The following is a 14,753-nucleotide window of genomic DNA, read 5'->3' as shown; positions in this document are numbered from 1 at the left end:
GTGATCGCTTCCCCTGTTTAAACGATCGCTGTTTTCCAGTTTTATTCTCTCTGACAATCGCAGTGACAGTCAATGTCATCCATCAAACTGTGTGGCCCCGTCAGCATTTATTGACGAGATACCGCTTGTAACTGAGAGATCGATTATACAGTGCGTAAGCCAGCAAGGTCTGTAGCGACTGCTGTGGCATCTCCTTCAAAGCCCAAGTCTGCCAACACTCCGGCCAGTTGATCCCTGAATTGGTTCAATTCAGCCTCGGCAACTGTGATGGCATTTCGTAGATCAGCGGGATCGACCATCCAGCGCGCCTCCGGATCATCAGACTCGTGCAGGTCACTCAGTACCAGCCAGGGCTGCTGAAATTTCATGGATAACCAGGGATGCCCGATCCATAACATCTCCCAGGAGAGGCCTGTGTACCCAGCTGCGGTTTGCCAGCTTTCGAGATTACTGAGATCGCTGCAGCAGGTGGGCAGGACGAGGATCCCATGCCGGTAAGCACTTAAAGCGAGACCTCCGCTCAAGATTGGTCGGGAATCTGTGTCGTGCAACTCCGCCAGCCCTCCGCAGTCTTCCAGGAAGACCGGCAGGGCCCGGGCCAGCTGTTCCGTAGAGATCTCAGAAGTGTCAACGTAACAGGACCCGCACTCAATGGGATTGAGTTCTTCGACGCCGGAGTCTGCGAGACAGCTCTTCCAGTAGGACTCCCATTCTGCGCACGCAGCTCCGCCATCGGGCATCTTACGGTCTTGCCTGGAAAAGTCCGTCGGAAAGAATTCAATGACCGGTGTCAGCTTGATTCCGTTTAATTCGATCAGGTTGGCCAACTATGATTCCTCTCTCAGTTTTACTCATATATTTTTCCGCACCAGAGAAAATCAGCACATCGTTTCCAGGGAGATTCATGAGCCATATCTTGAGTTTCACCCATATTAGTACTTTCGCCCCAGGCTAATGCGGCATTGAGGAAGTCCTCAATGGTATGGTTTTCCCAGCCGTTAGCCCCGCGACCACTCAGGTCAACAGTCTGTCCGACTCCCGCTTCACGATCAGCACAGAGGGCACGTACAAATTCAAGAAACGTTTCAGGGCCATCTACTCGCTCCAGCAATTCGTCTAATTCCATGTATCACTCACTCCCCAATAATCTTCACCAGGATCCGTTTCCGCCGGCGGCCGTCAAATTCGTAATAAAAAATGTGTTCCCACGGTCCCAGATGCAGCTGGCCGTCGGTGATGGCCACGACGACTTCGCGACCCATGATCTGGCGTTTGTGATGGGCGTCGGCGTTGTCTTCGCCGGTCTGGTTGTGCAGATAGCCGCCGGAATTGGGGTCGCCACCTGGATTGAAGGGGGCCAGCTGTTCCAGCCAGCGATCGTAGTCTTCATGCAGGCCTGATTCGTTATCGTTGATGAAGACGGACGCGGTGATGTGCATGGCGTTGACCAGGCACAGGCCGTCCTGGACGCCGCTTTCTGTGACCAGTTGTTCGACGTTTTTATGGATTGAAACGATCTGCCGACGGTGGGGGATTTCCATCCAGAGTTCGCGGGTCAGTGATTTCATGGTGTGTCTTGCTCCTGAAAGTTGGTTATGATGCTGACGTATCATAACGCATTTGGTGCCTGATGCGAATCAGGATCTAGCCGATGATCTGATTGCAGGAAATTCCATTCGAAAGCCAGGATTCAATATGCCAGAATCTCTCAAAAGAATGCCAGTTGGCTTCAACTGTTTGATCTGTACGATGCTGGCGCTGGTTACCAATCTGGGTTGTGGTCAGCAGGGGAGTGCTCCTGAAACAGATCTGAAGCAGGAGTCCGCCCGAAAACCGGATGCCCGTGCTGCAGAACCAGGCGTGATTTCTGCACCGAACGCGCCGACGCCTCCTCTCCCACAATGGGAGACTCCCGAGGAGTGGGTGAAGCTGATGTCGGAAGCACGAAATCTTCCTCAAGCACAAAGTGGGAGGCCCCGTAGTTCAGGCCAGCCGAAGCAGGCCCGCAGGCCGATCACTGTGGGCAGCATGCTGGGACTGGATGAGGGGGAATCAGAACAGGAAACTGAGCCAGACTTGTTTCCACAGTATTATAACCTGGTTGCTACTGGCTCGAATGCTGACTTCGACGACACCATCCAGAAAGTGGAAGCGATTCCCGATGCGGGTCAGCGGGCGGTCGCTTATTGCGCGATTGCCCATGCCTTGCTGGCTGAGGAAGCCTTCGAGCGGGCGAAACCCTGGCTGGTTCAAGGCGAGAAATTACTTCCGCAGGCTCGAAATTCCGCAGGGCATGAGCAACTTCTGCATCGGTATGCAAAAGCATTTGCGCGGTCGGGAGACGGTAACAAGGCTGTCGAAGTGGCACAACAAATCGCGAATCTCGATCTCCGTGAAGAAACGCTGATTTCCATTCCAGGGCAAATTGCGAAAACCGGAAATGTCGAGCAGGCTCTGAACTTTGTCGAGACCATTCCAGATCGGAACTCTCAATCGCAGGCGCTCCAGCAAGTAATACTGGTTCTTGCCAAGTCGAATGCCTGTAACCTGGCGCTGTCGTTGACTGAGCAGATTACCAATGAGGAAATCCGATTTCAGGCATTGGAAGGAATTGTGCTGGAGCTCGCGAAAGCAGGCAGGGATAAGCAGGCATTGGATGTCGTGCGGCAGATTCTGTTTTTACATCGTCGGCCCTGGTTTCTACGTGCACTGGCGAAATCGCTGGTGGGAACAGGCCATCTGAATCAGGCCCTCGAAGTGGCTCCATTGATTGAGGGTTCTCATGAGCAGTCAACCTACCTGATGGAAGTGGCGATCGCTGTTGCAGAGCAGGGAAAGTCAAAACAGGCACTGGAGGTCGTGCAGCAAATCCCCCAGCGAGAGACGAAGGAGAACGCGCTGGCCAAGGTTGCTACCGCGCTATTGAATGCAGGCGAGGCCGACGGTGCGCTCGAAGCGACACAGCGGCTTCAATATGACAATCAGAAAGTCCGCCTCTTGTACCGGGTCGCCTCGGCGCTTCATTCACGGGGAGAGGATAATCAAAAAATTGCGGTGCTCAAAGAAGCTGTGGCGGCCTCCCAACGGTCTGGTGAGAAGCCGCCTCTGTTTTCAGTGAAGGGGGTTCTGTCGATGGAGACAATACCGACCGAACAGGGCACCTCGACTCAACTCAAATCGTCCTTTACCCCTGAAGAGCGAGAGCTGGCAGAATATTTTCTGCAGGCAGCACAACAGAAATAGTGACGACGGGAATTAAGTCGCTTAGCCCAGTTTCTCGTATGCTGAGAGAATCAGCTGTTCGGTTTCGTCCCAGTCGATGCATTCGTCAGTGACGGAGACGCCGTACTGGAGCTGGCTGAGATCTTCGGGCAGGCTCTGGTTGCCTGGGTGCAGATTGCTTTCCAGCATCAGGCCGATGATTGTCTTGTTGCCGGCGACGCGTTGATCAATGACTTCATTCCAGACTTTGCCCTGGTTGCGGTAATCCTTGTTAGAATTCGCGTGGCTGCAGTCGACCATGAAGCGGGGCGAAAGACCCGCCGCCTCGAGGCTTTGTGCGGCTGCTTCCAGATGTTCCTGCTGATAGTTCGGGCCGGAGCGACCACCACGCAGGATGAGGTGCCCCCAGGGGTTGCCTGTGGTGTTGACCACGCAGGTCTGACCTTCGGCGTCGATTCCCAGAAAACTGTGGGGACTCTGGGCGGCGAGCATCGCATTGAGCGCGACGTCCAGGCTGCCGTCCGTTCCGTTTTTGTAACCGACGGGCATCGAAAGTCCGCTGGCCATCTGGCGGTGCGTCGGGGATTCGGTCGTGCGGGCGCCGATGGAGGCGATGGAAATCGCATCTGCGATGTACTGCGGGGTGATCGGCTCCAGCATTTCCGTGGCGGCCGGCAGTCCCAGTTCACCGATCTGCAGCAGCAGCTGGCGGGCGATTTTGAGGCCTGAGGCGACGTCGAAGGTGCCGTCCATGTGAGGGTCGTTGATCAGACCTTTCCAGCCGACAGTCGTCCGCGGCTTTTCGAAGTAGACCCGCATCACCAGGAACATGCGGTCTTTGACTTTCTCGGAGAGTTCTTTCAGGCGTTTGGCATACTCGATGGCGGCCTGGGGATCGTGAATGGAGCAGGGACCGACAACGACGATCAGCCGTGAATCTTCACCCGAGAGGATATGCTTGATCTGTTCCCGTGATTCGCCGACGGTTTCTGTCACTTTGTCAGTGCGTTTGATTGTCTCTTTCAGTTCCTGAGGAGCAACCAGGCGAACCGAATCGATGATGTTAACGTTTTGAATGGGTAGCATCTTGTTTAAATCGTTTTCGTTTACTGGGGGAGAAGATTCAGTTTTGTATCAGTTTCAATTACAGAGCCAGTTGCTGACGAATCAGTGAGACGACTTCTTCAGCCGTCAGCGGCGAGGCCTCGATTTTCAATTGTGCATATTGTTCGTACAGTGGAAACCGGCTGTCATACAGGTCGGCGAGGCTGGAACCCGGTTCGATCAGCACGCCCCGATCGAAGGCATCGACAAACCGCTGCTCTAGGATATCCGGCTTCACATCCAGCCAGACTATCGTACCAAGACCGGCCAGATGATGCATGGCTTCACTGCTGTAACAGACACTTCCTCCGGTAGAAATAACGGATCCTGCTGGTTGAATCGATTGGATGTAGGCCGCTTCAATCGCGCGGAACCCTTCCGGGGAGTGATCTGCAATAATCTCGGCCAGCCGTTTGGATTCGCCAGCCTCTATTAATGCGTCGGTATCCAGAAAGGGAAGGCCTGTCTGTTCAGACAGTAGTCTGCCCACCGTCGATTTTCCGGAGCCCGGCATGCCTGTCAGAACGACTCCGGTTTTGACAGGTTCGCTGTCGGCGGTCATGCGGGCACTCCCGGGAGAAAAAGGTGCACTCTCCAGGGTGATTTCCTGCGGACAGGGGCAACGAATGGCAAAATATAAAAAGTCGTATCTGTATACATTTCAAAGACTTCGGTTCGCTTCCTTCCCCGGAGCCTGGAAAAGTTTTAAAATCCAGGGAAAAGGAAAACAAATCATATCTCAAATCAGGTCTAATAGGAACTATGTGACAATTCAGGTGAGAATTAAATTGTGATTTTCCCCTGAAGGGTAACACAAGCATGGAACAGAAGTTTGTGTGAATTTCACAGGAATTTTACTTGTCAAAGATCCGGGCAGCTCTGTCAGGACAGTATCGTTAAGCTCTTTAGCGATAAGCTGAGTGTTTTCAAACGCCAGAAGAATCGAATCGGACCGTGGATAAACTGTCGCCAGCCAAATTTGCAGCGCAGATAAGATGCTGTGCCAATGATCTGCAGGATCATGGGGTGGACCGCCTGGGTCCGCTGTACGATTTGACATCGGAGCGATTGCTGCGTTATGCGGTGACAGTGACCCGCAACACTCCCGATGCGGAGGATGCGATTCAGGCGACCATGGTACGGATTGCCATGCGACCCAAAATTCTGGCGACCGCTCAGCAGCCGTGGGCCTACCTGTTACGGGTGGCCCGGAACGAAGCCCTGCGGATTCTGCAGAAGCGGAAGCCGCTGCAGATCTTCGCCCAGTGCAGACAGCTCTGGTCGCGAGATGAAGAAATCGTGGAAGAGAATGATCAGGCCCAGGTGATTCGGCAGGCATTAAAGCGGCTGCCGACGAACCAGTCTGAAGTGGTAGTGCTGAAGATCTGGGAGGATATGACGTTTGCGGAAATTGCCAGTGTGCTGGATGAATCGCCGAACACCGTGGCCAGTCGTTACCGTTATGCGCTCCAGAAATTAGATAATTACCTGCGTCCCGTGGCGCGTGAGGATATCAATGTTTGAATTTGAAGATCACCATTTTCTCGAAGAGCAGATACTCAAGGCCGGCCAGGGGGCGGTCCCCGCGCACAGCGATCATCGTCAGCGGGTACTGGCTGCCGCCCGCCATGCGGAAAATCGCAAGGTGCAGCGCAAAACGCTGCTGGTCTGCTGCACTTTGTTTCTGACATTCACACTGTTATTTCTGACCCGGGATTCAGGAGCCGATCTACGTGTCGCGTCCGATACGGAATCCGGCTGGTCCCGTGCACTCTATTCCAAAGGGAGTCGTGTGCTGGGAATCTCGGCCGCCACACCCGGAGAGAAGAAAGTTCAAACCGATTGGAATTCCGTGCAGGCCACACTCAAACAGTCCGGCGAATGGGGACTGGTTGACGCCGTCGTTCGTTTCCGGAATGAACGGGCCGGAACGATCGAGCAGATCTTTACTCGAGGCGATTGATGCAGGAGACCTTGTCCCAACAGTTTCAGGAACAACTGCCTGACAAAGCGGAAAATCATCCCGAGTATGTGACGGAGCTGGTCGATGTGATCTTAGCCCAGGCGCAGGCTATCAATGCCAGCGACATCCATCTGCTGCCCACTGAAAACCGGATGCGGATGGACTGGCGAATTGACGGCGTACTGCATCATGTCGCTGACTTTTCTCAGGTGCTGGCACCTCGGATCACAGCCCGACTCAAAGTGCTCTCGCAGCTGCTCACTTATCGTACCGATGTCCCCCAGGAAGGGCGGATTCACCGGGATGGCGAGCAGGTGGTCGAGACCCGCATCAGCACCTTTCCGACCCTGTATGGCGAAAAAGTCGTTGTGCGGCTGTTCGTCGGTTCGGGACAATACAAACATCTGGAAAACCTGAATCTGCCGGAAGAGATTTTGACCGAGATGCGAGGTCTGTTACGACAGACCGGCGGCGTGGTGCTGATGACCGGTCCTGCAGGGAGCGGCAAAACGACGACGATTTACGCCTGTCTGCGGGAGATCATTCGCGAGTCACGGGGGGCCCGCAGTCTGGCCTCCCTGGAAGATCCGATTGAAGTCGTGGTGCCCACCGTGGCGCAGTCGCAGGTCAATCCGGCGGCGGGCTTTGATATGGCACTGGGTCTGCGGTCCCTGTTACGGCAGGATCCGGAAGTGATCATGGTGGGAGAAATCCGAGATCGCGAAACCGCCGAGACAGTCTTCCAGGCTTCGCTGTCCGGGCATCTGGTGATCACCACATTCCATGCAGGCAGCGCGACCGAAGCGGTCAGCCGCCTGTCGGATATGGGAATCGAACCGTATTTACTGCGGAGTGGTCTGCTGGCGATATTGAGTCAACGGTTGTTGCGTCGACTCTGCAGTTGTGCTCAGCCATCACAGGCGGAAGAAGATCGACTGGGTCTGCCTGTCGAACAGTGGAAAACCGCAACGGGTTGTGCAGACTGCGGACAGACCGGCTATCAGGGCCGCCTGGTTCTGACCGAAATGCTGCTGCCCGATCAGGGGGCCGTGGGGCAGGCGATTCTGGACCAGGTTGATGCGACCGAGTTGCACCGGCTGGCAGTTGAGTCCGGACTACGGACGCAGTGGAATCGTGCGCTGCGGGCCGTGAACGAAGGATTGACCAGTCCCGCGGAAGTCCGTCGAGTATTGGGCATTTCGCGGAGCGAAACATAACGGTGCACCGGCAGCACTGACATGGAGACATTGACTGAAATCGTTTCTGTCTGAAGAGAGTGTGAACATGAACGCAAGAGACGATTCCGACGCCATACCGACACGGGAAACCCGCTTCGAGCTGGATGAGCTGATCGCCTTGAACGAGGAAATTATTTCACTCGTGCAGGCCGGGATTCCGCTGGAATTGGGGTTGCGGGAGATGGGCAACGAACTCCCCGACCGGCTGGGAAAGATCAGTTCGGACCTGGCGGTGAAGATGGAGCGGGGCAGTACGCTAGCTGAAGCGATGGAATCCGAAGGCTCACGCTTTCCCCGCGTGTATCGGGTGATCGTTGAAGCGGGGGTCAAATCGGGTAAGTTGACCGTGGCACTGGAGGAGATGTCCAACTATGCCTGGGAACTGTTTCATCTGAGGCGACAGATCGGCATGGCGCTGATCTATCCGTTGATTGTCTTCAGCCTGGCCTATGGTCTGTTTCTGGTCTTCCTGTTTGAGATGCTGGCACGGTTCAATTCCGCGTATGAAGTTTTCCGCCTGGGTGAGACCCGCCCACTGCAGGCGTTGAATTTTCTGGAATCGACGATGGTCTACTGGGCGCTGGTCCCGCCGCTGGTCCTGTTTGTGTTTGCCCTGGTCTGGATGCGGACCCGCAGTTCTCAGTTATTGAATTTTAAAGGCACCAGTCGGTTGATCGGCTGGATTCCCGGCGTGAAGCGGATTGCCAGTTATTATCGTTACGGAAACTTTGCCGAGCTGATGGCACTGTTGATTCAGCAACAGATTCCGTTCTCCGAGTCAATAGTGCTGGCGGCTGAAGCGACCGGCGACGACCAGTTGGTTCAATCGGCTGAACTGATGGCGGATCGACATGCCCGCTCGCAGCTGGAATCGGGGGAATCGGCGAAATTCTATGGCTGGCCTCCGTTATTGACCTGGTTATTAACGACCAAGAACCACGAGGGAGAATTAAGCCTCGCGCTGAAAAATGCAGCCGATATGTATCGGCGGAAGGCGGCCCACTATACCCGCTGGTTCCGCGTGATCTTTCCGATCTTCACGGGAGCGATTATCGGAGGTGGCACGGTTTTATGTTATTGCCTGGTATTATTTCTCCCGTTTACCGACATGCTTAAACAATTAGGGAACCCTTGAGGGTCATGACTGAGACAGTGACCAGATGCTACAGACAGCTGGACACCATAATAATGATTTGAGTGACGGGATGATTCTCCAATGAACTGGTATCGCTATCAGGGCGTTAATTCAGAAGGCAAGCTCATCAAGGGGCGGATTCACGCTGCCGACCGGGATGAAGTTGCCAGCCAGCTGCAGGGTCAGGGGATCAAAATTGAACGGATCGAGCTGGAAGAGGAAGGTGAACTGGCGTTTGCCGCCCGGGAAGCACCTGCCTCCGGCGCGACGACCAGGCTCTCCTCCCGTGATTTTGAACTCATCACCGATCATCTGTCCGATTTGACACGTGCCCGGCTCCCGCTCTCGTCGGGGCTGGAAGCGGTCTCTTATGAAATTGAGAACACACGTCTGCGGACCGCGGTACAGGATCTGGCGACCCAGCTGGAATCAGGCGATGACCTGGAAACGGTGCTGGCCAATTCCAGGGCGCCGCGCGAGCTCTGTGCCCTGGTGCATGCCGGCAGCCGTTCGGGCAAGATGAGTGAGATTCTGGCCGACTATGTGGCACATACCCGTCAGCTCTCCGAGATGAAAAGCCAGTTACTGATGGCCCTCTGCTATCCGCTGATTCTGATGTTTTTCGCCTCGTTAATGTTTCTGGCGATCATGCTCTGGATCATTCCTTCGTTTGAATCGATCTTCGTGGACTTTGGAATCGAACTCCCCTGGGTGACCGATTTCATGTTCGAGGTGTCCGTGTTTATCCGAACGCAATGGTGGTGGTATCTACCCGGTACTCTACTTTTTCTGTTGGGCTCTTTCGCCCTGTTCCGTACGGAAAGAGGCCAGGCGCTGGGGCAGCGCATCCTGTTTCGGATTCCCCTGCTGGGGGGACTGTTGAGTGGGATTTCCGTTTCCCGTTTTTCTCACCTGCTGGCATTGCTGGTCGATAATGACGTTCCGTTTCTGGAAGCACTCAAGCTGACAGGGGAGAGTTCAAATAACTATCAGATTCGCAAAGCCTGTCGCAAATTTTCGGACTCCATCTCTTCCGGGGAGATGCAGATTGAAGCGTTGACCTCGTTGAAGTTATTTCCCGCCACGTTTCTACAGACCCTGGCGACGCAGTCAGGTAATTCGAATCAGAACAGTCCCCGCTACTCGGTTGAAATTCTGAATGCGCTGGCAGATATGCTGAATGGCCAGACCCGCGTGCGGATCACGTTCTTCGCGACCGTTGTGGAGCCGATGATCATTATTGTCTGTGCGATTACGATGGGCTTCCTGTTTTTATCCCTGTTGGCTCCGTTGTTTAAACTGCTGACGATGCTGGCCTGAGTCGTCATGCAGCATTGCATTTCAAGCCGTTTTCCTGACATTCATTTCTGTTTACAAGCGACCTCCCGTTGATGAATAAGCCGTCCCGTTTTAATTCTCTGAATCAGTTGTGGCGCTGGGGCAATCGTCCGCTCCTGCGTGGACCACGCTGGCTTCCGGGACGTGTCACCCATTCACAGCAGATGGCGCTCTTGAGAATTCTGGCTGTGGCGACAGAGAAACAGCTGTCGTTGATCGACGTGCTTGAGACCTTCGAAAAAGACGTGCACGGCCGCTGGAGACTGCAGATTTCCCGTCTCGTGGATTTGCTCCGCAGTGGGGTTCCCCTGGCGGATGCCATCGATAAGGTGCCGGACCTGTTGCCAGCGAATGCGTTTTTTCTGGTGAAAGCAGGAGCAGAATCGGGCACGCTGCCCTCGGCGCTTTCGCTGGCTTCAGAAGTCTGCATGGCGGAACGGACTGAGCAGGTGCGGAGCCGTGCAGGCGTTCTGCTTTATATTCTGGCGGTCTTCCTGGTTGTCGCGCTGAACCTGCTATTTATCGGCTATTGGATCATCCCTAAATTCAAAAAAATCTTTCATGATTTTGAAGTAGAACTGCCGGGCCTGACGCTGAAAATTATTGAAGCCAATGATTTTGTCATCGAATATTTCTATGTTCTGCCTGTTGCGATTTTAATGTTGTGGATCATGCAGAAAATACTGACGCGCCGCGGCTTTCTGGAGAACGGCTGGCGTCCTGCGTTTGTCTATGGCCTGCTCTATCCGCGGGGCAGGGCGCCGGATGTGCTTCGGTTCCTGCACGTCACGACTGAATCGGGGCGCCCTTTAATGGGGGCGTTCGAGACCCTGGCACATACTTCGAATAACCGACTGCTGGCAGAACGGTTTGAAGCAATTCTGCAGGATGTTCACAAAGGCAACGACTGCTGGACGGCCCTGCATGATTTTAGTCTGTTAACGCCTAGTGAGGTGCGGCTGCTGCAGTCAGCCCAGCGGGCGGGAAACCTGAGCTGGGCATTGAAGGCGATCGCGAAAAGCATCGAGCGGCGAATTAATTATCGGATGATGCTGGTACGCGAATATCTGGAACCAGCGTTTATTGTAGGGCTGGGAGCCCTGGTTGGAATCATAGTGATTGGTTTATTTTTACCATTGATCAGCCTGGTTCATCACCTGGCGTAATCCCACGGGCATGGGTTGCATAGTGCGAATACAGTATCGACAGAAACAGGATTTCTCAGCGGTGACTCGGCCGAAGCTGCGTAGGCGTCGGGGATTCACGTTGATTGAAATGATGGTCTCGGGAGTTCTACTGACGACCGTCTTCATGATTGTGGTGCCTTCGATTTACTGGGTCCATCGCGAACAGAAACAGTCCGAGCAGAGACAGGTCGCGCTGGTCGAAGTGGAAAACCTGATGGAACGGACCGCGGCCCTGCCATTTCCGGAGATGACGCAGTCGACAGTCGACAAGTTCGCACTCTCGGAGAGTGCCTTGAAGCAACTCCCTGACGCCGACCTGAGGATTCGCATCCAGGAGACGAAAGATTTACCGCTGATGAAAAAAATTCAGATTCAGCTGGGCTGGCGTGATCAGCGTGGTCTCATCCAGCAGCCGGTACGCTTAACTTCCTGGGTCTCCCCAAAGGGTAAGCAGTAATGCGACGACGTGGATTTATGATCTCGATCAGGCAGCATGGCATTCCGCCCGGAATATCTCTGGTGGAAGTCGTCGTGGCCATGGCGATTGCGACTGTGCTCATGGGGCTCAGCATGACCACGCTGCATACCATCATGCGGGCCGAGCGGGAATCGAGTGAGGCGGTCTGGCTGGGGGCCTCTTTCCAGCGTTTCTCAAGACTGTTCCGTGACGATATTCATGCTGCAGAATCAGTGCAGCTGGAACCGGAGAAAGTGGCCAACCCGAAAACACTGGTTATCCAGAAGCCGGATGGGGAACAGATTACCTGGCGGATTGATGAGTTCCGCATCGATCGCGTAGTCAGCCGGGAAGGGAAAGTTCTTCACGAAGATATGTTCTATGTTCCCGCGGGAAGCGAGGCGCATTTTATCCAGCAGCAGCGGTTGAATCAGGCAGGCATCAGTATCCGGGAACCCGGTTCCCCGGTCCTGCCGGAACAGGAGAGCGGGAACACGCCGGAAAGTCGCCTTCGAGCCGCTCACGAGCTTGCCGTGCTTTCTACAATTGGCCGTGATTATCGGCTGACACAAATTTCTTTCGAGCAATCGGAAAAAGAAACAAACCAGACGAACTGACAGGGCCAAACTCATGCAGAGAATAATCAATCGACAGACTTTACAGAACCGGCAGGCGAACCGTAACGGTGCGGTCCTGATTCTGGTGATGGTCTGTCTGCTGATCGTCACCATGCTGCTGGCTTCCTTATTAAAGTCCGCCCTGATGCAGCGCAGGCAGGTCATCCGCGAGCAGTTACGCGTTCAGGCAGAATGGCTGGCTGAGTCAGCCCTGGAGCGGGCCGTCGAACAGCGATTGAAAAATCCAAACTATAAAGGCGAGGTCTGGGAAATCAGGCCGGAAGATCTGGGGACCCGCTATGCTGCTTCTGCTGTCATTCAGCTCAAGCCGGCGGAGAAAACAGATCGGCTGTCGATTGAAGCCCGTATCCGCTATCCGGAAAACGAAACGTTCAGCGTCACCCGGACCCGAAAAATCATATTATAAGCGTTACTTTTATTTTGAATCGAATGTCATAAATCATGCTTTATAGAACATCATTGAAACTACAATCCGGGGAATTGAAATGAAGAACGAAGTTCCTTTCAGATTTCGCAGCGCCCGTGAACGGCGACGACCTGGCTTCACCTTGATTGAGCTCCTGGTGGTCATCGCCATTATCGCGATTTTAATCGCACTGCTCCTGCCTGCGGTTCAGCAGGCGCGTGAAGCAGCGCGACGGGTTACCTGCAAGAACAACCTCGTCCAGATCAGCCTGGCGCTGCAGAATTACGAGATGGCGTACGAAATGCTGCCGGCGGGTGTCTATAACGATACCGGGCCCATCAAAAACGAACCCAAGGGGTATCACATGAACTGGCTGTCAGGGCTGATGCCCTATCTGGATCAGCCGTCTGTGTTCGAGCACATCGATTTCAAGCAGAGTGTGTATGCTCCCGCCAACAAGGACGTTCGGGAAGTGCAGATGGTCGTTTTGCACTGTCCCTCCGACCCGATGAACTATTACACGTACGCGAGTTCCGAAGAAGGCGTCCCATTGTTTCAGACCAACTACGGTGCCTGTTACAACGGTACTGAAGCACCGCTGGACAGCGAGAATAACGGCGTGATGTTTCTCAACAGCAGTATTCGTTATGACCAGATTACAGACGGCAGTTCCAACACGATTTTTGTCGGCGAACACTTCTATACCAAAGACAATCTGGGGTGGTTATCCGGCACCTCCGCAACATTACGGAATACAAGCTCTATCAATCGGGACAAACCGGGGAGAGACAACAGCTCCAGCCAGCCACCCGGGTTGGAGCCGGATTCGGATGTTGATTCTGAGAAAGACAAGGGTGACATGCTACTGAAGATGGGGGGCTTTGGCAGCTATCATGTGGGGGGCGCCCATTTCGGCTTTGGAGATGGCAGGGTGCAGTTCATTTCAGAGAGTATCGACGCGCCGCTGTTGCATCAGCTGGGGAATCGCGCGGATGGAAAGCTGATGAAAAAAGCGTTTTAACCCACCACGCGAATCAGCCGCGGGGATGATACATCTGGTGTACCGCTTTGAGGCGACTGTGATCCACGTGGGTATAAATCTGGGTCGTGCGGATATTCGCGTGTCCCAGCAGTTCCTGCAGCGCGCGGATCTCGGCACCACCGGCCATCATGTGGGTCGCGAAACTGTGCCGGAGCGTATGCGGGCTAACCTCTTTACTGCAACCAACCCGAGCCGCGTTTTTCTTGACGATGTTCCAGACCATGATCCGGGAGAGCTGTTTACCGCCTCGACCCAGGAACAGCGCCTGCTCTGCCGGGTTGCGTCGGGTAAGATCGGGACGCTCATACTTGAGGTAGGCTTCGACGGCCGCCACCGCAACCGGGTTCAGTGAAACCATGCGTTCCTTGTTCCCTTTACCTACGCAGCGTGCATAGCCTTCCGCCAGTTTGACGGAGTCCAGCGGGAGATTCACAATCTCACTCACGCGACAGCCGGTGGCATACATCATCGCCAGAATCGCTCGGTCGCGGAGCGGATACCGATCGGCATTGCAGGGAGCCATCAACAGTTCGTTTACTTTCTCAGGGCTCAGGACCTTCGGCAGATACTTCCAGAGCTTGGGGGAATTCAAGAGATCAGCGACACTCTCCGCGAGAATTCCTTCCAGGACGAGGTAGCGGAAAAACAGCTTGATCGTCACCAGGTGTCGCGAAACAGTCGTCGCGGCCAGTCGGCGTTTGTTGAGGTGTTGCAGATACCCGCTCAGAAACTTCAGGTCGACCTGGCTCAAGGGGCGGGAGGGCTGACCGCGGTACCAGTCCAGAAACTGTGTGATATCGGAGCGATAGGCAGAGACGGTGTTGGCCGCCATTCCACATTCGGCTTCCAGGTAATTCAGGAACGGTTCCAGATGCACGCCGGGATCGGCCGGTTTGCGAACCTGGAATTTTGAATTTGCCGGCGGTCGCTTTCGGGGAGGCATGCAAGTCCTTCGCTTCAGATGAGTCCAACGTCGCTGCTGCGCGGATGTCACTGTCTGCTACTTCATGTTTAACAGACGGC

The 14,753-nt window shown here is 54.6% G+C and carries 17 protein-coding genes; 11 read left to right on the top strand and 6 right to left on the bottom strand.

The genetic code is table 11. The annotated features are described in order from the left end of the window. Positions 1-143: 143 nt before the first annotated feature. Genes RID21_RS07825 through RID21_RS07815 form a run of 3 tightly spaced genes read right to left on the bottom strand, consistent with a single transcriptional unit; the run spans position 144 to position 1,568 of the window. Positions 144-827, bottom strand: coding sequence for a hypothetical protein (locus RID21_RS07825; RefSeq protein WP_350188093.1), 684 nt, complete (start codon positions 825-827; stop codon positions 144-146). A 20-nt stretch (positions 828-847) separates the two neighbouring features. Then, positions 848-1,126 (bottom strand): DUF7660 family protein, encoded by a 279-nt coding sequence (locus tag RID21_RS07820; protein WP_350188092.1) that lies wholly within the window; start codon positions 1,124-1,126, stop codon positions 848-850. A 7-nt stretch (positions 1,127-1,133) separates the two neighbouring features. Then, positions 1,134-1,568 (bottom strand): secondary thiamine-phosphate synthase enzyme YjbQ, encoded by a 435-nt coding sequence (locus tag RID21_RS07815; protein WP_145035454.1) that lies wholly within the window; start codon positions 1,566-1,568, stop codon positions 1,134-1,136. A 127-nt stretch (positions 1,569-1,695) separates the two neighbouring features. Between RID21_RS07815 and RID21_RS07810 the strand changes: the two genes are divergently transcribed. Further along, complete coding sequence (locus tag RID21_RS07810) at positions 1,696-3,243, top strand: tetratricopeptide repeat protein (RefSeq protein WP_350188091.1); 1,548 nt, start codon at positions 1,696-1,698, stop codon at positions 3,241-3,243. Between the two features lie 21 nt (positions 3,244-3,264). Here the strand turns inward: RID21_RS07810 and RID21_RS07805 are convergent, their stop codons facing one another. Together RID21_RS07805 and RID21_RS07800 are read right to left on the bottom strand one after the other, a co-directional pair. Next, positions 3,265-4,308, bottom strand: a complete 1,044-nt coding sequence (locus RID21_RS07805; protein ID WP_350188090.1) for a 3-deoxy-7-phosphoheptulonate synthase — start codon at positions 4,306-4,308, stop codon at positions 3,265-3,267. A gap of 58 nt (positions 4,309-4,366) precedes the next feature. Further along, positions 4,367-4,888 carry a shikimate kinase gene (locus tag RID21_RS07800; RefSeq protein WP_350188089.1) on the bottom strand — a complete coding sequence of 174 codons (522 nt, stop codon included), beginning with the start codon at positions 4,886-4,888 and terminating at the stop codon, positions 4,367-4,369. Positions 4,889-5,352: 464 nt separating this feature from the next. On the opposite strand from RID21_RS07800, the gene RID21_RS07795 reads away from it, so the two are divergent. The 10 genes from RID21_RS07795 to RID21_RS07750 all read left to right on the top strand — a co-directional run bounded on the left by RID21_RS07795 (position 5,353) and on the right by RID21_RS07750 (position 13,709). Then, positions 5,353-5,850, top strand: a complete 498-nt coding sequence (locus tag RID21_RS07795; protein WP_350188088.1) for an RNA polymerase sigma factor — start codon at positions 5,353-5,355, stop codon at positions 5,848-5,850. After that, positions 5,843-6,289 carry a hypothetical protein gene (locus tag RID21_RS07790; RefSeq protein ID WP_155364576.1) on the top strand — a complete coding sequence of 149 codons (447 nt, stop codon included), beginning with the start codon at positions 5,843-5,845 and terminating at the stop codon, positions 6,287-6,289. Before RID21_RS07795 ends, RID21_RS07790 begins: the two co-directional genes overlap by 8 nt. Continuing rightward, the gene (locus RID21_RS07785; RefSeq protein WP_350188087.1) at positions 6,289-7,506 is read left to right on the top strand and encodes a GspE/PulE family protein; all 1,218 of its coding nucleotides are present in this window, start codon (positions 6,289-6,291) and stop codon (positions 7,504-7,506) included. Before RID21_RS07790 ends, RID21_RS07785 begins: the two co-directional genes overlap by 1 nt. Before the next feature lie 67 nt (positions 7,507-7,573). Continuing rightward, positions 7,574-8,662, top strand: coding sequence for a type II secretion system F family protein (locus tag RID21_RS07780; protein ID WP_350188086.1), 1,089 nt, complete (start codon positions 7,574-7,576; stop codon positions 8,660-8,662). A gap of 81 nt (positions 8,663-8,743) precedes the next feature. Further along, positions 8,744-9,982, top strand: a complete 1,239-nt coding sequence (locus RID21_RS07775) for a type II secretion system F family protein (protein WP_350188085.1) — start codon at positions 8,744-8,746, stop codon at positions 9,980-9,982. A gap of 71 nt (positions 9,983-10,053) precedes the next feature. Further along, entirely contained in the window at positions 10,054-11,166 is a 1,113-nt protein-coding gene (locus tag RID21_RS07770; protein WP_350188084.1) for a type II secretion system F family protein, read from the top strand. A gap of 61 nt (positions 11,167-11,227) precedes the next feature. Beyond that, the gene (locus tag RID21_RS07765) at positions 11,228-11,644 is read left to right on the top strand and encodes a type IV pilus modification PilV family protein (protein ID WP_350188083.1); all 417 of its coding nucleotides are present in this window, start codon (positions 11,228-11,230) and stop codon (positions 11,642-11,644) included. Beyond that, entirely contained in the window at positions 11,644-12,261 is a 618-nt protein-coding gene (locus RID21_RS07760) for a PulJ/GspJ family protein (protein WP_350188082.1), read from the top strand. The genes RID21_RS07765 and RID21_RS07760 overlap by 1 nt, the downstream gene beginning before the upstream one ends. 13 nt (positions 12,262-12,274) lie before the next feature. After that, positions 12,275-12,688 (top strand): hypothetical protein, encoded by a 414-nt coding sequence (locus tag RID21_RS07755; protein ID WP_350188081.1) that lies wholly within the window; start codon positions 12,275-12,277, stop codon positions 12,686-12,688. A 79-nt stretch (positions 12,689-12,767) separates the two neighbouring features. After that, positions 12,768-13,709 carry a DUF1559 domain-containing protein gene (locus RID21_RS07750; RefSeq protein ID WP_350188080.1) on the top strand — a complete coding sequence of 314 codons (942 nt, stop codon included), beginning with the start codon at positions 12,768-12,770 and terminating at the stop codon, positions 13,707-13,709. A gap of 13 nt (positions 13,710-13,722) precedes the next feature. On the opposite strand, the gene xerD is transcribed toward RID21_RS07750, so the two are convergent. After that, positions 13,723-14,673 carry a site-specific tyrosine recombinase XerD gene (xerD, locus tag RID21_RS07745; protein ID WP_350188079.1) on the bottom strand — a complete coding sequence of 317 codons (951 nt, stop codon included), beginning with the start codon at positions 14,671-14,673 and terminating at the stop codon, positions 13,723-13,725. Between the last annotated feature and the right edge of the window lie 80 nt (positions 14,674-14,753).

The sequence above is a fragment of the Gimesia sp. genome (genome assembly GCF_040219335.1).
Taxonomy (GTDB): Bacteria; Planctomycetota; Planctomycetia; order Planctomycetales; family Planctomycetaceae; genus Gimesia.
This window is presented reverse-complemented; position numbering and strand designations above follow the sequence as displayed.